At 70.4% G+C, this 20,604-nt stretch carries 22 protein-coding genes and 1 pseudogene; 14 read left to right on the top strand and 9 right to left on the bottom strand.

Annotated elements, in window-relative coordinates; translation table 11 throughout:
• Nucleotides 1-145 precede the first annotated feature (145 nt).
• Both O1G21_RS04500 and O1G21_RS04495 read right to left on the bottom strand, forming a co-directional pair.
• Nucleotides 146-571 (bottom strand): hypothetical protein, encoded by a 426-nt coding sequence (locus O1G21_RS04500; RefSeq protein ID WP_270140972.1) that lies wholly within the window; start codon nucleotides 569-571, stop codon nucleotides 146-148.
• A 264-nt stretch (nucleotides 572-835) separates the two neighbouring features.
• Nucleotides 836-1,009, bottom strand: a pseudogene (locus O1G21_RS04495) (pirin family protein); the annotation flags it as partial.
• A 95-nt stretch (nucleotides 1,010-1,104) separates the two neighbouring features.
• Between O1G21_RS04495 and O1G21_RS04490 the strand changes: the two are divergent.
• Entirely contained in the window at nucleotides 1,105-1,926 is an 822-nt protein-coding gene (locus O1G21_RS04490) for a hypothetical protein (protein WP_270140970.1), read from the top strand.
• Between the two features lie 96 nt (nucleotides 1,927-2,022).
• Here O1G21_RS04490 and O1G21_RS04485 read toward each other — a convergent pair whose 3' ends face one another.
• Entirely contained in the window at nucleotides 2,023-2,520 is a 498-nt protein-coding gene (locus O1G21_RS04485; protein WP_270140968.1) for a universal stress protein, read from the bottom strand.
• Between the two features lie 191 nt (nucleotides 2,521-2,711).
• Nucleotides 2,712-3,494, bottom strand: a complete 783-nt coding sequence (locus tag O1G21_RS04480) for a GNAT family N-acetyltransferase (protein ID WP_270140966.1) — start codon at nucleotides 3,492-3,494, stop codon at nucleotides 2,712-2,714.
• A 629-nt stretch (nucleotides 3,495-4,123) separates the two neighbouring features.
• On the opposite strand from O1G21_RS04480, the gene O1G21_RS04475 reads away from it, so the two are divergent.
• From O1G21_RS04475 to O1G21_RS04425, 12 genes are all read left to right on the top strand, one after another.
• Nucleotides 4,124-4,942 (top strand): SDR family NAD(P)-dependent oxidoreductase, encoded by an 819-nt coding sequence (locus tag O1G21_RS04475; RefSeq protein WP_270140964.1) that lies wholly within the window; start codon nucleotides 4,124-4,126, stop codon nucleotides 4,940-4,942.
• 24 nt (nucleotides 4,943-4,966) lie between these two features.
• The gene (locus O1G21_RS41680) at nucleotides 4,967-5,044 is read left to right on the top strand and encodes a 50S ribosomal protein bL37 (RefSeq protein WP_391732224.1); all 78 of its coding nucleotides are present in this window, start codon (nucleotides 4,967-4,969) and stop codon (nucleotides 5,042-5,044) included.
• 159 nt (nucleotides 5,045-5,203) lie between these two features.
• Nucleotides 5,204-5,476 carry a hypothetical protein gene (locus O1G21_RS04470; RefSeq protein ID WP_270140962.1) on the top strand — a complete coding sequence of 91 codons (273 nt, stop codon included), beginning with the start codon at nucleotides 5,204-5,206 and terminating at the stop codon, nucleotides 5,474-5,476.
• A 40-nt stretch (nucleotides 5,477-5,516) separates the two neighbouring features.
• Complete coding sequence (locus tag O1G21_RS04465; protein WP_270140960.1) at nucleotides 5,517-6,242, top strand: hypothetical protein; 726 nt, start codon at nucleotides 5,517-5,519, stop codon at nucleotides 6,240-6,242.
• Nucleotides 6,227-6,406 (top strand): hypothetical protein, encoded by a 180-nt coding sequence (locus O1G21_RS04460; protein WP_270140958.1) that lies wholly within the window; start codon nucleotides 6,227-6,229, stop codon nucleotides 6,404-6,406. Before O1G21_RS04465 ends, O1G21_RS04460 begins: the two co-directional genes overlap by 16 nt.
• Nucleotides 6,407-7,157: 751 nt before the next feature.
• Entirely contained in the window at nucleotides 7,158-7,247 is a 90-nt protein-coding gene (kdpF, locus tag O1G21_RS04455) for a K(+)-transporting ATPase subunit F (RefSeq protein WP_037830997.1), read from the top strand.
• 1 nt (nucleotide 7,248) lies between these two features.
• Nucleotides 7,249-8,910: a potassium-transporting ATPase subunit KdpA gene (gene kdpA, locus O1G21_RS04450; protein WP_270140956.1), complete on the top strand. Its 1,662-nt coding sequence runs from the start codon at nucleotides 7,249-7,251 to the stop codon at nucleotides 8,908-8,910.
• A complete protein-coding gene (gene kdpB / locus O1G21_RS04445; protein ID WP_270140954.1) occupies nucleotides 8,910-11,030 on the top strand; it encodes a potassium-transporting ATPase subunit KdpB in 2,121 nt (706 codons plus the stop codon). Before kdpA ends, kdpB begins: the two co-directional genes overlap by 1 nt.
• Nucleotides 11,031-11,046: 16 nt before the next feature.
• On the top strand, nucleotides 11,047-11,682 hold the full coding sequence (gene kdpC / locus O1G21_RS04440; RefSeq protein WP_270140952.1) for a K(+)-transporting ATPase subunit C: 636 nt from the start codon (nucleotides 11,047-11,049) through the stop codon (nucleotides 11,680-11,682).
• 129 nt (nucleotides 11,683-11,811) lie between these two features.
• Complete coding sequence (locus O1G21_RS04435) at nucleotides 11,812-14,388, top strand: sensor histidine kinase (protein ID WP_270140950.1); 2,577 nt, start codon at nucleotides 11,812-11,814, stop codon at nucleotides 14,386-14,388.
• Complete coding sequence (locus O1G21_RS04430; RefSeq protein WP_270140948.1) at nucleotides 14,385-15,059, top strand: response regulator; 675 nt, start codon at nucleotides 14,385-14,387, stop codon at nucleotides 15,057-15,059. The genes O1G21_RS04435 and O1G21_RS04430 overlap by 4 nt, the downstream gene beginning before the upstream one ends.
• A gap of 578 nt (nucleotides 15,060-15,637) precedes the next feature.
• The gene (locus O1G21_RS04425) at nucleotides 15,638-17,005 is read left to right on the top strand and encodes a hypothetical protein (protein ID WP_270140946.1); all 1,368 of its coding nucleotides are present in this window, start codon (nucleotides 15,638-15,640) and stop codon (nucleotides 17,003-17,005) included.
• Nucleotides 17,006-17,036: 31 nt separating this feature from the next.
• On the opposite strand, the gene O1G21_RS04420 is transcribed toward O1G21_RS04425, so the two are convergent.
• The 5 genes from O1G21_RS04420 to O1G21_RS04400 form a co-directional block, all read right to left on the bottom strand.
• Complete coding sequence (locus O1G21_RS04420) at nucleotides 17,037-17,417, bottom strand: hypothetical protein (RefSeq protein WP_270140945.1); 381 nt, start codon at nucleotides 17,415-17,417, stop codon at nucleotides 17,037-17,039.
• 32 nt (nucleotides 17,418-17,449) lie between these two features.
• Nucleotides 17,450-18,046, bottom strand: coding sequence for a hypothetical protein (locus tag O1G21_RS04415; protein WP_270140944.1), 597 nt, complete (start codon nucleotides 18,044-18,046; stop codon nucleotides 17,450-17,452).
• 150 nt (nucleotides 18,047-18,196) lie between these two features.
• Nucleotides 18,197-18,373, bottom strand: coding sequence for a hypothetical protein (locus tag O1G21_RS04410; RefSeq protein ID WP_270140942.1), 177 nt, complete (start codon nucleotides 18,371-18,373; stop codon nucleotides 18,197-18,199).
• 272 nt (nucleotides 18,374-18,645) lie between these two features.
• Nucleotides 18,646-19,545 carry a hypothetical protein gene (locus O1G21_RS04405; RefSeq protein WP_270140940.1) on the bottom strand — a complete coding sequence of 300 codons (900 nt, stop codon included), beginning with the start codon at nucleotides 19,543-19,545 and terminating at the stop codon, nucleotides 18,646-18,648.
• A gap of 95 nt (nucleotides 19,546-19,640) precedes the next feature.
• Entirely contained in the window at nucleotides 19,641-19,778 is a 138-nt protein-coding gene (locus O1G21_RS04400; protein WP_270140939.1) for a hypothetical protein, read from the bottom strand.
• Nucleotides 19,779-20,121: 343 nt separating this feature from the next.
• Here O1G21_RS04400 and O1G21_RS04395 point away from each other — a divergent pair, with 343 nt between their 5' ends.
• Complete coding sequence (locus tag O1G21_RS04395) at nucleotides 20,122-20,589, top strand: hypothetical protein (protein WP_270140937.1); 468 nt, start codon at nucleotides 20,122-20,124, stop codon at nucleotides 20,587-20,589.
• The last annotated feature ends 15 nt before the right edge of the window (nucleotides 20,590-20,604 follow it).

Genomic DNA, 20,604 nt, shown 5'->3' with positions numbered 1-20,604 from the left:
TCGGGACGAACGTACGGCAATGGCCCGACAATGGGAGGAGATTGGGCTGATTTCGACGGTATGGCGCACCGGCCCGCCGCGTGGACCGGCGGACCGTCACGAAAGATCGGGGTTGACGAAAAGCTGAGACATTCCGTCGCCTTGATCAGCTGGTGGCAACGGTGACCGTGCGGTGGTCGTCGTCAACGGGGCCACCACGGAGGTCACCCATCATCCGGACGTCGTTGAAGCCGGCGGTCAGCAGGGCGGATCGCAGCTGGCTGCGGGAGTACATGCGAGTGCGGCAGCCCCTGGACCAGCCAGGGCGTGAGTAGCGGACGTGGGCGAGCTGGCTGTTCCAGTCGAACCAGGACTCCTCCTGGAGATCGCCATGCCGCACTTGCTTTGTGCTGATCTCCTCGTTTTCCGTGGTCCGGATCTCGTGCATCGCCTGCTCCAGAGTGGAGAGCTCCATGAGCAGTCGGCCGCCGGGAAAAGGCGCCAAGATCCGGAAGTGGGCGAAGCGGAACAACGTCGAGCTGTGCTGCTGACCGTGGCAGTTTTCGTCCTTGCCGGCTTCCGCCCTCGCCACCGCCTGCGGCGTCAGTCTGACCGTCCTTGAACGTGTCGGCGGCGATGCGCGCGAAGGTGCCGAATGTCAGCTGACGACGCGTCGGACAAGTCAGCATCAATCCGGGCAGGCGCTGTTACGGATGGTCGAACCCTGTGATGCGCCAGCTGTGGGAGTGCGTGCCGACGGGGCCTGGCCGAGAGCTCGCGTGAGGGTGTCGAGAGTGCTGCGGGCGGGGAGTGCAGCAGTCGGCCTGCCGCACTCCCCGCCCGTCGATTGCGCAGGTCAGCGGGTGCGTCCGCGCGGCTTCAGCGGGGTACCGGGGAGCTCGGGGGCGGGCAGGCGGTCGCCCGGGTAGCCCCGGACCTCGCCGAAGCGGTCGGAGTTCGCGGAGCTCATCCATTCCTCGCGGGCTCGGGTGACATCGTCGTTCGACCGTCCGATGAAGTTCCACCACATACCACGTGATCCGCGTTTCTTCCCAGGTCAGGGGTGTGGCGGACCATCTGCGCTCAGCAGAACGTCAGCATCGGACGGGATGGAGACCGCAGACGATGGCCCCGAGGACCCTGGCCCGCGGCATGGGCACCTTCTTCAAGACCTGCGAGCACCCGCAGTCGCGGTGGTCGAAGTGCCCGCACACCTACGTGATCCGGTTCCGCAACGCCTCCGGGCGGCAGACCGAGGAGTCCGGCTTCGCCACCCAGGACAAGGCGATCGACCGGCTCACCGAGATCTACCGGGCGAAGCGCGAGAACCCCTGGGGCCAGAGCAAGGCCGAGCGCAACCGCAAGTACGGCGCGATGAACTTCGGCGCCTACACCGAAGAGTGGAAGGCCGGCCAGCGCGCGCTCGCCCCGGCATCGCTGCGGCATCTCGAATCCCTGCTGGAGCACCACCTCTACCCGGCGTTCCACAGCCGCCGGATGGCCACCTTCGACCACAAGGTCGTCGACGCCTTCATCCAGACCATGGAACGCAACGGCGTCGGCCTGGCCACCCAGGCCAACGCCTTCGACAAGCTCAAGTCGATCCTGCTCGACGCCCAGCGCCTCGGCCTCTACCCGGAGAACCCACTCGACGGAGTCACCCCGCCCCAGTACGACCCGAAGCGCGCGGTCATCCCTGCCCCGCTCCAGCTGCGCGGGATACGCGAAGCCGGGGACGAGGCCTTCAACTTCGTCGCCGAGCACCTCGACGCCCGCTCCGGGCCGCTGTCCTGGTCCGACCGCACGCCGCTGCGACCCGGATGTGCTGTCCTGGCGGCCCGGGCATCGGTGAACGCGGGCGGGAGTACCTCTTCGAGCCGTTCCACCGCAGCCGTCACGGGGCCGGCGGCCGGGTCGCGGGCGTCGGCCTCGGCTGACCGTCGCTAAGGGCTTCACCGAGGCGATCGGCGGCGAGCTGACCGTCGGGACCACCCCGGGCGGCGGCACGACCTTCGTCTTCGGGCTCCGCCGCGCCGACACTGGTTAGCGTGCGTGCGCCCCTGCGGCGAGCGGCAGTGGCGTGCCGCTCAGGGCGGCGAGCTCCAGACTGCGCAGCAGCTCGGACGGGGAGACGGTGACGACCCTGCAGGCGGCGTGCGTGCGGCAGTAGTGGGCGGTCGACCCGTGCAGCGCCCGCCGCAACCGGCCATGGCCGGCGGAACCGACCACGATGAGGTCGCCCTGCGAGCCGACGGCGGAGACCAACGCGGGACCGGCGTCGCCCCGGACCACCATGGGGTGGACGACCGGATTGGTCGGGTAGCCGCCGAAGGCCTGTTCGAAGGCGGTGTCGACACGCTCGCGGGCGGCGTACGCCAGCTCCGAGAGTGGGCGGAGGTCGTCGCCGTCGGACGGCTGCCAGGCGGTCACCGGTACCAGGACCGCGCTGCGCGCGGCCGCCTCCGGGACCGCGCGGTACAGCGCGGCGAGACTGCCCAACGACCCGTTGAGTCCGACGATCACGCGCGTGGTGCCGGTCATGGCCGTTCAACTCCTCTTCCGTGCGGGCGGCTGTCCACCCGCACGTCCAGTGAAGTCCGCACCCGCGCCGGAGGGGCTGGCGCTGACGGAACCATAACGTCCGGATATCCGGCCTTGGCGGTTCCCTGACGAGTGCCGGCTGCTGGTCGCGGCCGGGGAGGATGCCGGATAGGCGGGTCGATCGGGCGTCCTCAGCGTGCGATGGCGGGGCCGGTCCAGTACACGACCTCGTCACGGACCGGGTGGAAGCCCGCGGCCACGGCCAAGGCCCGGCTGGCCAGGTTGACCCGGGAGGCGGCCCAGGTCGGGGTCAGGCCCGCGTCGCGCGCGGCGCGGGCGGCGGCCGTGACGCAGGCGAGGGCGAGGTCCAGCCGGCGGAACGCCGGATCGGTGGCCACGGCGATGTCCATGTGGCGGCGTCCGACGAGATACCCGCAGGCCACCGAGGCCAGGTACGGGCCGAGGGCGGCGCCCCAGGCGAAGCCGCTCGCGGCCAGCTCCGCGTGCCCGCCCCAGGTCCGCGTCAGCCAGTGGGGCAGCTCGGGCGCCGATGCGGATGCCGCCGATCGGGCGCTGAACCGCTCGAACCGCCGCGCATCCGAGGTGGTCAACGGTCGTACCCAGTCGTTGACATGGGGGGAGACGGGCCGTGGCGGGCCCTGCTGGACGTAGACCGTGCGGACCCAGGGGGTCACGTGGGTGAAGGTGTGCCCCAGCAGCGGCAGGAAGCGCTGCGGTGCCGTGAACTGGCCGCGGCCGAGCGGGGCCAGAGCCGCCGGATCGAGGTGCTGCGGGTCGCCGCGGAGCAGCCGCTCGGGACCGCTGTGCACGAGGAGCACCCGGGCGGCGTCGGGCCGGTCGGTCCACCAGCCGCCATGGCCGGTGCGTTCGACGTGGGCGGCGATCGCCTCGGTGCCGGGCTCCTCGACCGGCAGCAGGCTGGTGAAGGGTGGCTGGGTGGTGGTGACGGACACGGCCCCAGTGACCCACCCGCTGCGGCTCCGCCGCACCCGGGTTGACGCAAGCCTGGCGCGCACGAACCCGGCTCTGACGCAACCCTGACGTCTCGCGCGGCAGGTGTGCTCTGCCAGGCCTGGCGGCTGCACCTACCGCCCGGTGCACCGGCGGCTGTCGCTCGGGACCTCCGTCGCCGTCGTGCTGGTCGCAGGGCCGTGCGCGACTGGAGCCCTGAGGATTTGATGATCAGTCACACCAGCGTCAGGAATGCGTAAGGAGGGCGGGGCGGACTTGCCCCGGGCGTTCGGTCCGAGTTTCATGAAGCACATGAACCGCTCGACACGCCACCACGACCGTCCGCCGCATACGCGGCCGCGGGTCGTCGCTGTCGCGGTCCCCACCGCGGTCCGGTAGCGCGGGGCTTCACGCCCGCACGCCTCGGGCCGGGCGAACTGCGGCCGATTCGGCCGGGGTTCGCCCCTCTCCTCCGCCACCCGCCCTGGCGCATTGCCGCGTCGCCATCCGTTCACGGATCCGGGCTGGTGCGCGTTTCACCGCAGCACACTTTCCGCACGGACGGCACCTGCCGGGAGCGACATCGCGCTCGGCGGCACCCCGGCCGTGCCCTCTCACCCTTGGATGGGTCATGTCCGACGTACTTCTGTCCGCCCGCACCGCCCTCGTCACCGGCGCCTCCTCCGGCATCGGCTGGGAGACCGCCCGCCTCCTCGCCGGGCACGGCGCCACCGTCCTCGTGCACGCCCGGACGGCCGCCGAGGCTGAGGACGCCGTCGAGCGACTGGTCGCGGCCGGCGTGCGGCGTGACCAACTCGTAGAACTGGCCGCAGACTTCACCCATCTTGCCGAGATCGCGGTGCTGGCCGGCACGGTGGTCAAGCATTACCCGGCGCTGGACCTGCTGGTCAACAACGCCGCCGTCATGGCCCCCGAGCGCTGCACGCTCACCGACGACGGCAACGAGGTCTCGCTGCAGGTCAACTTCCTGGCCGCGCACCTGCTGGCGAAGCTGCTGCGGGCCCCGCTGTCGGCGGCCGGCGACGCCCGGATCGTCAACGTCTCCTCCTCGCTGCACCGCACCGCCTCGATGAACTGGTCGGACCCGCACCGGGCGAAGAAGTACTCGCGGGTCGCCGCGTACGCGCAGTCCCAGCTCGCGCTGACCATGGACACCCGTGACATGGCCCCGGCCGGGTCCGGCATCACCGCCGTCAGCCTCAACCCGGGCCAGTGCGACACCGCGCTGCTCCCGCTGTACGGGCGGACCGGCGCGCCGGCGGCGGAGGGCGCGGCGGCCGTCGTCCGGCTCTGCCTGCCGGACACAGAGCTGATCAACGGCGAGTACTACGACGGCGGCGACCTCGCCCCGACCGCCGCCATCGCGCAGGAGGAGCGCTCGCAGCGCCGCCTCGCCAAGCTCGCCGACCAGCTCGTCGCCCAGGCCTGACCCGCACCGAGGAGAACACACACCATGTCCAAGCGCGCCCGAAAGAAGAAGGCCCGCCGCAAGAAGAAGGCGAACCACGGCCGCAAGGCCGGGCAGAGCTGACCCCGTGAACCCACCCGGTGCCGCGTGCCACCGGCACCGGGTGATCCGAGCGGCCCCCGGTGGCCTCGTCCGGACCGTGGCGGACGACGGCCCCGGGGGCCTAAGTGAGGCTGTGGCCTCGCCCGGGGTTCGGCCGGGCGTCGGGCATACGCTGCCGTGGTGAACGAACTTCGTTTCAGGGGTGGGTACCTCAAGGCCGATCGGCGCGGGGTGGCGTTGTTTCTGGCCACGCTCGCCTTCCAGATCGTGGCGGGTGTGGTGCGGGTCGGACTGGTCGGAACGCTGTGGATGATCGGTGCGATGGCCGTGCTGTTCGCCGTACTCCTCACCTTGTACAGACGCAGCTGGACCGCGGTGGGGGAGGACGGCATCCGGATCTACCGGGGCCTCGGCGGGTCCGCAGCTACCCGTGGCGGGAGATCCGCTGGATAGCGGAGCGCAGGCAGCGCAACCAGGGCGGGGAGTCCACCAGGTGCGGATCACCCTGGAGGACGGCCGCCGGCGGACATTGCCCGGCATCCACTCGAACGTCGTCTTCCCCGATCCGCACTTCGAGCTGAAACTCGCCCAGGTCCGGGCCCAATGGCAGCGGCACGCCGACGAGTCCTTCCGGATCGGCCCCCTGACACCCGAGCGGCCGCTACGGCGACTGCGCGGCGTACTGCCCGGCGCGCTCGCCTGCGTCGCCGCCCTGCTGACCGTGATCTCCACCGTCCAACTGCTCGGCGGCCTGGACGCGGCCCGCCGCCACGACTCGGCGCCGCTGTGCACGGTCGTGCCGCCCGTCGCCCCGGGCAGGTGCCGGGCGGCGGAGCAGCACGAGATCGTCCGGATCGTCCCGGACACGGACGGTGGCTCCGGCGCGGAGCTGATGGTGCGCAGGGAGTCGGACTACGACCACCGGACGCTCCACTTCGCTGCACTGCCCGCTCGCCTCCAGGAGCTGCACAGCGGCGACCTGGTCCAGGTGACCACCGGGCTCGACGGCCGCACCGCCACCGAGCTGAGCGTCGACGGGGTCTCCGCCCCGACCGTCGACTCCCGGACCGCCAGGTCGGTGAGTACACGGCGATGCTGGTCTGGGCCCTCACCGCGACCGTGCTGTTCACCGCGTGGTGCGTCGCCACCCGGCGCGCTCCCCGCGGCCGCTACCCGTGGTGGGCCCCGCTCGCCCTGCCCGGTGTGCTCGCGGCCGTAGTGATCGCCGGCCGCACGGAGTCCTCCGCAGCGCTGCTCACCCCCTGGTCCTACTGGCCCGCCGCCGCAGCCTTCCTCCTCACCCCGACCCTCGGCTACGCCGTCATCGGGCCGGTCCGCGCCGCCCGCCGCCGGAGGCTGGCACCGGAGAACGCCAATCCCTGAGCAAGGGCGGCAGGCGTGACTTCGGCGCTTCAGGGTGACGGCGGCGGGAGGCCGAGCGTAGAGTCCGACGAATCCATTACCTCGAAGCGCCAAAGTCAGTAGCCGCGCGGTCCGGGTGCTCTTCGGCGACGACCCGCAGTCGCCCAGCACGGCGTTCGGCATCAGCCCCGGGGACGGCAAGAACACGCTGGCCGGGTGGACCACACCCTGACGCTGGCCGCGAGGCGGGACAGCCGGCGCTCTGTTGACGGCTGGCTCCTGTTCACCCCTGGTGCGATGGTGATCAGCGTGCCCTGGCAGCTGTCCTCCGCTCCCAGAGCGGGACCACCCGGCCCGCCTGGGCGCCCAGTACGGTCCGTCGCGGCGATCCGGCCCCGTGCGGGGAGTGGCGGAGCTGGAGAAGCTCTGGTCGAGCGGAGATGCGGGTGTACGGGCCTCGGGCAGCCACGTTGTCCGAGGCCCGAAACGTTTCGGACAACCCGGGGTCTCGGACGCATGACGCGGATATCAATGCCGCGTCAATGTTTAAGGACCGCCCATATGGAGGGCGTCAGGGGCCGGAGGCGTGTCCCGGCCGACTGGTTGGCTGCTCCCCGCCGGTCTTCCCCCGGTGCCGTGACGCCCACGTGGCGCCCCACGGTTCCATTCCATGAGCCACTCTGGCGGAGCCCATGTCCGATCTCATCTACGTCGGTGTCACGGTCGCCGTGTTCGCCGTCCTCGCCCTGATCGCGCGGGGGGTGGAGAAGCTGTGAGCGCGGAAAACCTCGCAGGTCTCATCGTCGCCGTCGCGCTCGTCGGCTACCTCGTCGTCGCGCTGATCTTCCCGGAGAAGTTCTGACATGAGCTCCACTCTCGCGGGCTGGATGCAGGCCCTCGCCCTCGTCGGCGCGCTGGCCCTGTGCTACCGCCCCCTTGGCGACTACATCGCCAAGCTCCTCACCACCGCCAAGCACCTCAGAGTCGAGCGCGGCATCTACCGGGTGATCGGCGTCGACGGTGACGCCGACCAGCGCTGGCCGGTGTACCTGCGCTCGGTGCTGGCCTTCTCGGCCGTCTCGGTGCTCTTCCTCTACGGCCTGATCCGCCTCCAGACCTTCCTGCTGCTGAACCTGGGCGTTCAGCAGATGGAGGGCCACCAGGCCTGGAACACCGCGATCTCCTTCGTCACCAACACCAACTGGCAGTCCTACAGCGGCGAGTCCGCGATGGGCCACCTGGTGCAGATGGCGGGCCTGGCGGTGCAGAACTTCGTCTCCGCGGCCGTCGGCATCGCCATCGTGGCCGCGCTGATCCGGGGCTTCACCCGCAACAGGACGGACCGGGTCGGCAACTTCTGGGTGGACCTGGTCCGGATCAACCTGCGTCTCCTGCTGCCGCTGGCGATCGTGTTCGCACTGGTCCTGGCCGCCAACGGCGTGATCCAGAACTTCCACGGCTTCCATGAGGTCACCAACCTCGCGGGTGACGTGCAGAAGATCCCGGGCGGCCCGGTGGCCTCCCAGGAGGTCATCAAGGAGCTGGGTACCAACGGTGGCGGCTTCTTCAACGCCAACTCGGCGCACCCGTTCGAGAACCCGACCGGTTTCACCAACTGGCTGGAGATCTTCCTGCTGCTGGTGATCTCCTTCGCGCTGCCGCGCACGTTCGGCAAGATGGTCGGGGACAACCGCCAGGGCTACGCGATCGTCGCCGTTATGGCGATCTTCTGGGTCGGCTCCGCCGCGCTCATGACCTTCGCCGAGTCGCAGCACCACGGCACCGCCCTGCAGGCCGCCGGCGGCGCGATGGAGGGCAAGGAGCAGCGGTTCGGCATCGCGGCCAGCTCGCTGTTCGCCGCTTCGACGACGCTGACCTCGACCGGTGCGGTGGACTCCTTCCACGACTCGTTCACGCCATTCGGCGGCGGGATCACGATCTTCAACATGATGCTGGGCGAGATCGCGCCCGGCGGTGTGGGCTCCGGTCTGTACGGCATGCTGATCCTGGCGATCGTGGCGGTGTTCGTCGCGGGCCTGATGGTCGGCCGCACCCCCGAGTACCTGGGCAAGAAGCTCGGCGGCCGGGAGATGAAGTTCGCCTCCCTCTACATCCTCACCACGCCGGCCCTGGTGCTCGTCGGCACCGGTGTGGCGATGGCGCTGCCGGGTGAGCGGGCCGGGATGCTCAACTCGGGCGCCCACGGTTTCTCCGAGGTGCTGTACGCGTTCACCTCCGCGAGCAACAACAACGGTTCGGCGTTCGCCGGCATCACTGTCAACACTGACTGGTACGACACGGCGCTGGGCCTGTGCATGGTGTTCGGCCGGTTCCTGCCGATGGTGTTCGTGCTGGCGCTGGCGGGCTCGCTGGCCCAGCAGCAGCCGGTTCCGGCCACTCCGGGCACCCTGCCCACTCATAAGCCGCTGTTCGTGGGCCTGCTGTCTGGTGTCGTCCTGATCGTCGTCGGCCTCACCTACTTCCCGGCCCTGGCCCTCGGGCCGCTCGCGGAAGGTCTCTCCTGATGTCCACCCCTACGCTCACTCCTTCTCCCGCGCCGGTCGGTAAGTCCGACGGCAAGGCTTCCCACAGAGTGGCCAGCGGGCTGCTCGACCCCAAACTGATCGTCACCTCGTTGCCGGACGCGGTGAAGAAGCTCGACCCCCGGGTGATGGTCAAGAACCCGGTGATGTTCGTGGTCGAGGTGGGCTCGGTGGTCACCACGGTCTCCGCGATCGCCAACCCGAGTGTCTTCGCGTGGTCGATCACGGTCTGGCTGTGGCTGACGACGATCTTCGCCAACCTGGCGGAGGCCGTCGCCGAGGGCCGCGGCAAGGCCCAGGCCGACACCCTGCGCAAGACCAAGACCGAGTCCGTCGCCCGTCGGCTCACCAACTGGCCGGCCACCCAGGACGAGGAGGAGGTCCCGGGCACGGCGCTGCGGCTCGGCGACCACGTCGTCGTGGAGGCCGGGCAGATCATCCCCGGCGACGGTGACGTCGTCGAGGGCGTCGCGTCCGTGGACGAGTCGGCGATCACCGGTGAGTCCGCGCCGGTGATCCGCGAATCCGGCGGCGACCGCAGCGCCGTCACCGGCGGCACGAAGGTGCTGTCCGACCGGATCGTGGTGAAGATCGCCTCGGAGCCCGGCAAGTCGTTCATCGACCGGATGATCGCCCTGGTCGAGGGCGCGGCCCGGCAGAAGACGCCGAACGAGATCGCGCTGAACATCCTGCTGGCCTCGCTGACCATCGTCTTCCTGGTCGCCGTGGTGACCCTGCAGCCGATGGCCACCTTCGCGGGTGCCCCGCAGTCGATGATCGTCCTGGTCGCCCTGATCGTGGCGCTCATCCCGACCACCATCGGCGCGCTGCTGTCCGCGATCGGCATCGCCGGCATGGACCGGCTGGTGCAGCGCAACGTGCTGGCGATGTCGGGGCGCGCCGTCGAGGCGGCCGGTGACGTCAACACCCTGCTGCTCGACAAGACCGGCACCATCACCCTGGGCAACCGTCAGGCCGCCGAGTTCCTCTCGGTGAGCGGTGTCTCCACCGACGAGCTGGCCAGCGCCGCCCAGCTGTCCTCGCTGGCGGACGAGACGCCGGAGGGCCGCTCGATCGTGGTCCTGGCCAAGACCGAGTACGGCCTGCGGGCCCGCGCCCAGGGCGAGCTGACGCACGCCACCTGGGTCCCGTTCACCGCCCAGACCCGCATGTCGGGTGTGGACCTGGACGAGTCCGACGGCGTGCACCAGGTCCGCAAGGGCGCCGCTGCGGCTGTGGCGAACTGGGTGACCGAGAACGGGGGCCGGGTCAGCGACGAGGTGTCGACGCTGGTCGACGGGATCTCGGCCGCGGGCGGTACGCCGTTGGTGGTGGCGACGAAGATCGGCTCGGCTCCGGCCAAGATCCTCGGGGTGATCCACCTCAAGGACGTGGTCAAGGAGGGCATGCGGGAGCGGTTCGAGGAGCTGCGCCGGATGGGCATCAAGACCATCATGATCACGGGCGACAACCCGCTGACCGCCAAGGCGATCGCGCAGGAGGCCGGCGTGGACGACTTCCTCGCCGAGGCCACGCCCGAGGACAAGATGGCCCTGATCAAGAAGGAGCAGGAGGGCGGCAAGCTGGTCGCGATGACCGGCGACGGCACCAACGACGCCCCCGCGCTCGCCCAGGCCGACGTCGGCGTCGCGATGAACACCGGGACCATGGCGGCCAAGGAGGCCGGCAACATGGTCGACCTGGACTCCAACCCCACCAAGCTGATCGAGATCGTGGAGATCGGCAAGCAGCTGCTGATCACCCGCGGCGCGCTGACCACCTTCTCGATCGCCAACGACGTGGCCAAGTACTTCGCGATCATCCCCGCGATGTTCGCCGGGGTCTACCCGGGCCTGAGCCACCTCAACATCATGGGCCTGCACAGCCCCCAGTCCGCGATCACCTCGGCGATCATCTTCAACGCCCTGGTCATCATCGGCCTGATCCCGCTCGCCCTGCGCGGCGTGAAGTACCGCCCGTCCGACGCCAGCTCACTGCTGGCCCGCAACATCGGGATCTACGGCGTCGGCGGTCTGGTCGTCCCCTTCATCGGCATCAAGCTGATCGACCTGATCGTCCAGTTCATCCCCGGCCTCAACTGAGAAAGGAGCCACCGCAATGTCCAAGCCCCTGCCCGCCACCGTGCGGACCCACTTCACCGCTCTGCGCGTGCTCCTGGTGCTCACGGTGATCCTCGGAATTGCCTACCCGCTGCTGGTCACCGGGATCAGCCAGGTCGCGTTCAGCGACAAGGCCAACGGCTCGATCGTGAAGTCCGACGGCAAGGAGGTCGGCTCCAGCCTGCTCGGCCAGAACTTCAACCTGCCGAAGAAGAACCCGGACGACCCGAAGGAGGACCCGGTGCCGGACCCGAAGTGGTTCCAGCCCCGGCCCTCCGCCGCCGGGACGGGCTACGACCCGTCCTCCTCCAGCGCCTCCAACCTCGGCCCGAACAGCGACGACCTGCTCAAGGCCGTCAACGACCGGCGCGCCGCCGTCGCCGCGTTCGACGGCGTCGACCCGGCGAGCGTGCCGGCCGACGCGTTGACCGCCTCCGGTTCCGGCCTCGACCCGCACATCTCGGTGGCCTACGCCAAGGAGCAGGTCAACCGGGTCGCGCAGAAGCGCAACCTGCCGGTGGAGACGGTCGCCAAGCTGGTCGACAAGTACACCGAGGGCCGTTCGCTCGGTTTCCTCGGTGACGAGGGCGTCAACGTCGTCCTCCTCAACAAGGCGATCAGCGAACAGAAGTGATGACAATCCGTCAATCTGCGAGGTGATGACACCGACCCGGGCGCGGGGAGCACCCCCCTGCTGCCCGGGTCGGTCGTCCATGTCTGCGCACCACCAACCTGCTGGCGACACAAGGAAAGAGCAGTGCCCATGGCCCGCGACCTCACCCCCGGCTCCGGCATCCGCAGGGGCCGACTGAGGGTGTACCTCGGTTCCGCCCCGGGGGTCGGCAAGACCTACCGGATGCTGGACGAGGCCCGGCGCAGACAGGAGCGCGGGGCCGACGTCGTGGTCGGGTACATCGAGTGCCACGGCCGCCGCCACACTGAGGCCATGCTCGCCGGCCTGGAGGTCCTGCCACGTGTCCACCGCTCCTACCGCGACGCCGAGTTCGAGGAGATGGACCTCGACGCGGTGCTCGCCCGCTGCCCGTCCGTCGTCCTGGTGGACGAGCTGGCGCACACCAACATCCCCGGCGGGCGGCACGCCAAGCGCTGGCAGGACGTCGAGGAGCTGCTCGGCGCCGGGATCGACGTCATCACCACCGTCAACGTCCAGCACCTGGAATCGCTGAACGACGTCGTCCAGAAGATCACCGGCATCCCCCAGCGCGAGACCGTCCCGGACGAGGTGGTCCGTCGGGCCGACCAGCTCGAACTCGTCGACATGGCCCCGCAGGCGCTGCGTCGGCGCATGGCCCATGGCAACGTCTACAAGGCGGAGAAGGTGGACGCCGCGCTCTCCAACTACTTCCGGGTCGGCAACCTCACCGCCCTGCGGGAACTCGCCCTGCTCTGGGTGGCCGGGCGGGTGGACGAGGGTCTGCGCGACTACCGGGCCAGCCACAACATCGACCGCGTGTGGGAGACCCGCGAACGCGTCGTCGTGGCGCTGACCGGCGGCCCCGAGGGCGAGACGATCATCCGCCGCGCCGCCCGGATCGCCGACCGCACCGCCGGCGGCGAGCTGCTCGCCGTTCACGTCTCCCGCAGCGACGGCCTGGCCGGCGCCTCCTCCGGCGCGCTCGCCCAGCAGCGGCAACTGGTGGAGGACCTGGGCGGCAGCTACCACGTGGTGGTCGGCGACGACATCCCCACCGCGCTGCTCGCCTTCGCCCGCGCCCACAACGCCACCCAGCTGGTGCTCGGCACCAGCCGCCGCGGCCGGATCAACCGCTTCCTCACCGGCCCCGGCACCGGGCAGACCACCGTGGACGCCTCCGAGGACATCGACGTCCACATGGTCACCCACGAGTTCACCGGCCGCGGCCGACTGCCCTCGCTCGGCCGCCGCCACTCCAAGCGCCGCACCATCGCCGGGTTCGCCTCGGGCCTGATCGTGCCCGTGTTGCTCACGCCCGTGCTCTCACAGTTTCACGCCCAGCTGAACCTGACCACGGACGCGTTGGTCTTCCAGCTCGGCGTGGTGTCCGTCGCGTTGCTCGGTGGGGCGGTCTCCGCCGTGGTGGCGGCCGTCGTCGCCTCGGTGCTGCTGAACTACTTCTTCATCCCACCGGCGCACGATCTGACCATCGGTGAGACGAACAACATCGTCGCCCTCCTGGTGTTCGTCACGGTCGCGCTCGCCGTCTCCACCGTGGTCGACCACGCCGGCCGGCTCACCACCCGGGCCGCCCGCGCCACCGCCGAGGCCGAGACCCTCTCCACCCTGGCCGGCAGCGTGCTTCGCGGCGCCGACGCGCTGCCCGCCCTGCTGGAGAAGTCCCGTACGGCCTTCGGCATGCAGACCGTCGCGCTGCTCTCCCGCTCCGACGGCGAGGTGCTCGCCCACTGCGAGACCGAGCACCCGGACGACGGCGAGGGGCCGTACGAGACCACCGAGGTCCCGGTCGGCGCCGACGCCGTCCTGGTGCTCACCGGCCGCCGGCTGCCCGCCGCCGACCAGCGGGTGCTCACCGCCTTCGCCGCCCACGTCGGCGCCGCGCTGGAACGTGACCGGCTGGCCGTGGTCGCCGCCGAGGTCGAGCCGATCAAGGCCGCCGACCGGATGCGCACCGCCCTGCTCGCCGCCGTCAGCCACGACCTGCGCACCCCGCTCGCCGCCGCCCGCGCCTCGGTCGGCTCGCTGCGCAGCCCCGACGTCGAGTTCTCGCCCGAGGACCAGGCCGAACTCCTCGCCACCGCCGACGAGTCACTGGTCAAGCTCACCCGACTGGTTGACAACCTGCTCGACATGAGCCGCCTCCAGGCCGGCGCCCTCACCCTCCACCTGGCGCCCATTTCACTGGAGGAGATGCTGGTGCACGCCGTGGACTCGTTGTCCGACCCGCAGGCGCCGGTCCAGCCGCTCGACCTGGACACTGCCCCGCCGGTACTCGCCGACCCGCCGCTGCTGGAACGCGTCCTCGCCAACCTCATCGCCAACGCACTGCGGCACAACGCCCCCGGCGCGCCCGTCCTGGTCACCGCCAGCCACCACGCCGACCAGGTCGAGATCCGGGTGATCGACCGCGGCCCCGGCATCGCCCCCGAGGACCGCGACCGGGTCTTCCTGCCCTTCCAGCGCCTCGGCGACACCGACAACACCACCGGCGTCGGCCTCGGACTTGCCCTCTCCCGCGGCCTCGCCGAGGCCATGGGCGGCAGCCTGGACGTCGAGGACACCCCCGGCGGGGGCACCACCATGCTCCTCGTCCTGCCGACAGCGCCGTCCACGGGGCACGAGGAGCCCGACACCCTTGAACTGGAGAGGAACGCGGACCGGTGAGCCACATCCTCGTCGTCGACGACGAGCCGGCGCTGCGGCGCACCCTGCGGATCAGTCTGCAGGCCAGACACTATTCGGTGCTCACCGCAGCCACCGGTCAGCAGGCGCTGGACTCGGTGGGCCGGTCCTCGCCCGACGCCGTCCTCCTGGACCTAGGGCTGCCGGACTTCGACGGGGTCGACGTGATCCACGGCATGCGCTCCATGTTGGCCGTGCCGATCATCGTGCTGACCGGGCGGGCCCAGATCGAGGACAAGCTCCGCGCGTTCGACGCGGGCGCGGACGACTACGTGACCAAGCCGTTCGTGATGGACGAACTGCTGGCCCGGCTCCGCGCTGTGCTGCGTCGGCCCGCCGAACCCGAGACCTCGCCGTCGACGCGGATCGGGCCGAACGCCGTCGACCTGGAGGCAGGCACGATCACCGGCCCGGACGGCCCGATCCGGCTGACCCCGACCGAGTGGAAGATCCTCGGCCTCCTGCTGGCCAACCCCGGGAGACTGGTACCCGGGCAACAGATCCTGAGCGAGGTCTGGGGTCCGGACGCGGCGAACCAGAGCAACTACTTGAGAGTCTTCTTCTCCAGCATGCGCCGGAAGCTCGAACCCGACCCTGCCCGGCCGCGCCATCTGATCACGGAGCCCGGGATCGGCTACCGGTTCCAGCCCTGAACCAGGTATCCGGGACGGGCGAGACTCGCGTTCCGCGTCGGCGCCCGCTCCTTCCGGCCTACTGCCTGACCTACCGCGAGGACCGGAAGACGCTCGGCTGGACCTGCGAGGGGTCCGCCGAACAGCAGTGGACGATCAGCCACTGAGAGCCAGTAGCCCCGCACGCTCCGTGCGGGGGCCGCGTACCTGGCCGGATCCTGTGTGAATGCCTCGTCAAGATCGTCCTCGGCCGCGTCAAGGACGCGTCAGAGCGGGCGGACGGATGTTCGGCCGCACCTAGTGTGAGCTGCGAGGAAACGGTTCGCCGCCCGGGCGTGGGGCCTGACGGCGAACCGTTTGCCGAACCCCGACCCCCGGCGGGTTCCTCCGGGCAAGGTTCGGCGGCCAGTGAAAAACAGGGGAGGGGGCGCGCGGCGATGCCAACGGGAACGTCGGGCGGTACGGCTGTCGTGGGGAAAACGGTCGCGTCGGAGACAGCGCGGCAGGAGACAGCCCTACCACTGCCCGCGCCGCGTGCCCCCCGTCACCGGCCCGGCCGCTCCTGGCGTAGCCGGGCCTGGTGGAACACTCCGCGCCTGGTGCGCGCCCTCGCCGGGCTCTGCCTGATGACGCTGCTCGCCGCCGGTGCCACGACTGCCACCGTCCTGGGCGGCGGCCGGGACGGCACGGACGTGATTGGCCACCGGGCCGCCCCTCAGGTGGTGCGTTCGGCCGACCTCTACTTCGCGCTCAACGACATGGACGCCCAGGCCGCCAATCTGCTGCTGTTCGGCGCCGATCCGGACTACGCGGCGCTGCGCAAGGCGACCCTGGACACCTACGAGCAGCGGCGCACCCAGGCCGACAATGACCTGCAGCGCGTCACGGAGGCGGTGGCCGGTGACGCGGCCGGGCAGCGGGCGGTGCAGACCGTCATCGGCGAACTCGGCCGCTACGAGGCCCTGGTGGCCCGCGCCCAGCTGCTGGAGGACCAGGCCCACGCTTCGGCTGGCCGCCCCTCGGCGGACGCCCTCGCCGCCTATCGGCAGGCCACCGACCTGCTGCGCCAGCAGTTGCTGCCTGCCGTCGACGAGGTGACCAAGGCCAACGCGGTGGTCGTGGAACGCAACTACACCGACCAGCGCGATGCCCTGGCGGGCGGCTGGTGGGGGATCCTGGTCACCGGTCTGCTCGCGCTCGCGGCCCTGGTCGGCCTGCAGCGCCTGCTGGCGGTGCGCTACCGGCGGCTGGTGAACGTGCCGCTGGCCGTCACGACCCTGCTCACCCTCGCCGGACTGGTCACCGCGCTGACGCTGGCCTCCCGGGTGGACCACCAGCTGGTGGTCGCCAAGAGTAACTCCTTCGACTCGGTGATCGCCCTCAGTCGGGCGCGCGCGGTGGCGTACGACCTCAACGCCGACGAGAGCCGCTACCTGACCGACCCCGCCCGGGCGGCCGCCTACGAGCAGAGCTTCCTCGACAAGACCCAGTCCTTCGCCCGGGTCGACGGCGCCACGCTCGCCTCGTACAGCGACAAGCTCGCCGCGCTGGCCGACCGGCACCGGGCCGACCACGGCCAGGTGGGCTTCGGCGGCTACCTCGGCGACGAACTGCGCAACATCACCTTCGCCGGCGAACAGGAGGCGGCAGAGCGGGTGCTGGCCGCCTTCCAGCAGTACCAGCGGGACGACCGGAAGATCCGCGAGCTGAACGCCCAGGGCAAGCTCAAGGAAGCGGTCACCTTCGACACCGGCACCACCCCGGGCCAGTCCAACGCCGACTTCGACGTGCTCAGCACCGCCCTCGACGACACCCAGGCCATCAACCAGCGGGCATTCGACGGAGCCGTCGCCGCCACTGACGACGACCTCGACGCCACCACCGCAGGCCTCGGCGCGGCGGCCCTGGCGGCCGCGCTCGCCCTGACCGCACTGGGAGTCCGGCCCCGCCTGCGCGAGTTCGCCTGACCGGGAGGCGGCGGCCAGGCGTCGGGACGTCTCAGGCTTCGTCCGGCAGCGGCAGCGAGAACTCGTACCCGTGTTCCGATGCCCCTTGAAGGAAGACGAGCCTCACGGTGAGCCGGTCGGCCTCGGCAGCGACCGCGGGCTGCCCGGAGATGGTGCCCTGCGTCCGTAGTCCGTCGGTGCTCAATCCGTGGGCGCCGCCATAGTCGGTGTAGTGGTTGCCGAGGTCGTCGGTGGCCTCCAGCCAGAGGAACAGCGGCGGCGCGGCGGGGGAGACGGGAGGGACGTCGTTCGGGAGGGGCGGGGTGATGGAGTACGTCACGGTGAACTCCTCCGCCGTTCGGGTGAGGGAATGGACCGTCAGTTCGTACTGCCTGTCCAGGACCTCGATCCGCTGCTTGCCGACGTCGTGCATCGCTGTATCCCTCCTCGTCTTCCGCCGGCCGGTCAGGCGCTGCCGGGCCTCGGGACCTGGCAGGTGATGTAGCGGTCGGCCGCGGTGTTCGGCTTGGAGCCCTTGAGGAACCAGTAGAAGGTGACCTTGTTGCCGGTCTGGATGGTGCCACCGCCACCGCCGCCGATGAACTGGTAACTATTAAGGCTGCCGTGGAAGTTGTACCAGTTCGGCTCGGTGTGCGGGTGGTACGGCGGGTTGATGGCGCGGCCGTTGATGTAGGAGTACGGCATCGTCACGGTCACGGTCGGCCCGAGCGCGCCCTTTGCGGTGTTGGACAGCTCGAAGCTCCAGGCCAGCGTGCCACCCGATGAGCGCTGGAACTGGACGGTGGACACCGCGTGCGTCCAGGTGCCGGTGCACAGGGTGTCGGCCGGGGTTCGGAGGTGGACCGCGAGGGCGCGGACGGCGGCGCTCTCCGCGGTGAGGCCCTCGCTGGCCGCGACGGTTCGGAAGCCGCCGCCGTTGGCCTGATCGTCCGGCGCGGCCGCACTCGCCGGTGCGGCGCCGACGGCCAGCAGAGCGGCGGCGGTCGCAGCGCAGAGCGCGGTGACGGTGACGGTGAGGCGGGAGACTGTGCGGGAAGCCATCGAATTCCCTTCAGCGCAAGTGTGGTTGCGTGGTCCGCTCCACCCTTGCCGCCTGGTTGCGCCGTGTGCAAGGCGGCGCGACGTCAGGGGCCTGTATGGAAAGCGCAGGCGAGGCTCCGGATCCGCAGGAGCCAGGGGAATCGCGGCGCGCTAATGATCCGTTGTGTCGTCGAGCAGCTTCCAAGGGCTCGCAGGCAAGGCCAGCTGAACGCACAGATCGCTCCAAGGCCGGGCTTCGTGGCCGTCGGTCCAGCAGAGATAGCCATTGATCATCTGGAACAGGTCGTATCGCTTGGCGCTGTGGGGAACGAGCGCCTGGTCATCCACTTCCAGCAGGTCGCTCCAGTACGGAGCAGGCCAGGTGTCAGAGGCAGGGAATTCCTCTAGCTGGGAGAACTCACGGAACAGTCATATTCGTCCGTCCTCGGCGATGAATTCCACATACATATTCTGGCCGCCTCCAGACGCTCGGCTGGCGAAGCGTGAAACCGGAGTCTTGCCGGGAAGGCTGATGTGAATGGGGTCGGTCATCGGAACAATATGGGCCGCCTCTGGACTTGGTGTTCATCGAATGGGAGGGGCATAGTCGGGTGCCGCGGTCAGTTCGGGCCAGGGAGGGTCTGGCGCTGGGCACCTGGTGCAGCAACACGAAGGCAAGGCGGTCCGCGCTGGAGGAGATCGACCCATGGTGATGCCCCGGCCCGGTGGGCCCGTGGGTCCGCTTCCTCGTGTGCGCTCAGCGCCCGCTCGCCCGCGTCCTTCCGGGCCGCGCTCTTCTCGGCCTGGCCCTTCTCAACGAGGATCGGCATGACGGCCGCCAACAGGCCGAACAAGAGCGACAGCACCAGGCCGACCGCATCCGGCATGCCGCCCAAACCGCCGGCCTTCTCCATCGCGTGGGAGTGCGCCCAGCCGATGACCATGATGAACGCGAAGCCGCCGATCAGGAGGGTCGGCAGCACCAGCAGGACCGACTGCGTCCAGCCGACGTCCCAGCGCACCAGCAGCAGGAGCGCCGCGCCGTAGGTGACCCAGATCCCGGCCAGGCCAAGGTGGTTGACGTGCGGATAGGCGAACCAGACGGTGGCCAGGGCGAGTAGCGTGCAGACCACCGAGAGCAGCTTGACCAGCGGCCCCAGCCTCTGTTGCTCGGCCGGAGATTGGTCCTGCGGTGCGCGCTCGGCGTGTCGGGACACCCAGCTTGGCACTCCGTCGGGCCCGCGCTCGATCACCTGCCAGGGCCCCACGGACCGCGCCACCTCGGCGGCCTGCTCGGCCTTGACCGCCGGGTACTTCGCCTTCAGCAGGTCGAACAGCACGGTGTCGCTCGGTGCCGCCGCCAGTTCGGCGCGCATCTCGGCGAGTTGCTGCTCCACGGGCACACCCTCGCACTGCCGGCGGAGCCTGCGGACCGTGATCAGCCGGTAGAGCCACCACAGGTTGCCGAGGCCCACCAGGCCGAGCAGGACCATTCGCACGTCCAGCAGGAACCGCATCACGCCGAACCTCCTCTCGCCACCGGCCGAACACCGGCGGCCTCCCGCACACGTCAGTCGAACGCCTGCCGGACCCGCTCCTCCAGGCCGGTCGGCGGCTAGGCCGCCGGCGCCGGTACGGCGGGCGGTGCCGCCTCGGCCGGGCGCGGCGCGACCAGCGACAGGTTCCGCAGGGCGGTGCCCACCACCGTCGCCCAGTGGTCCCAGTGCTGCCGGTGTTCGGTGCTGAGCGTCACCAACACCAGGTGCTGCCTGGCCGGAGCGTCGACGCCGCCGGGCTCTCAGCTGCCATTCCGCCCGCGTGAGGTACACCAACTGATGACGTGACAACTGATCCTAAGTCACTGTCAGTTCGCCTCGATCCCGAATGGCGTCAAGATTGCATTACTGATTTCGGCGCTTCGGGAAGGGCTCCGGTTCGGGCCTGCAGCCTCTTGACGAACCCTTGACAGAGATCGTCTGCGAATCCGCAACCGGGCCCCGTGAGAGTGCGTCAGCATGCAAACGGAGGCTGCTGATGGGGCCTTCTCCCGCAGAGGCGGTTCGCACTTTTCTCACTTGAGGGGGAGTCGCACACACATGGTCAGCCCGCAGTTCACCACCGGGCCGGTCGCCCCGGCCACCGCTCCCGGCCGGACCGGCGGCACCAACGAGGGCCCGGCGCCCGGCAGGCTCGTCCTGGCCGGCGGTGCCGGCAGGCCCCCGTCTCACCCGGCCCCCGGACCGGTGACTACCCGCCTGGACACCCCGTACGAACTCGGTGCCTCGGCCGGGGCCGCCCGGCAGATAGCCACCGATCTGAACAGCACCAACGGCAAGGCCGGGGCCGGTGCGCACAGCCTCACGGAATACGCGAGCACCGCGGCGACGAAGGTCCGCGGCTTCGCCTTCGGCGGCGCCCTCACCGACAGCACCGAACGTTGGCTGCAGCAGTGCACGGCTCTGCACGACCGGCTCGATTCCGCTGCCGCCAACCTGGACCGGTCCCAGCAGGGGTACCGCACCAACGAAACCGCGACCGCCGCCAACCTGACCGCGGGCGCCTGAAGGGGGATTTCGGGC

This window comes from Kitasatospora cathayae (genome assembly GCF_027627435.1).
Lineage (GTDB): Bacteria > Actinomycetota > Actinomycetes > Streptomycetales > Streptomycetaceae > Kitasatospora > Kitasatospora cathayae.
Note: the sequence above shows the minus strand (reverse complement) of the source record. Positions and strands in the feature narration are given on the sequence as shown.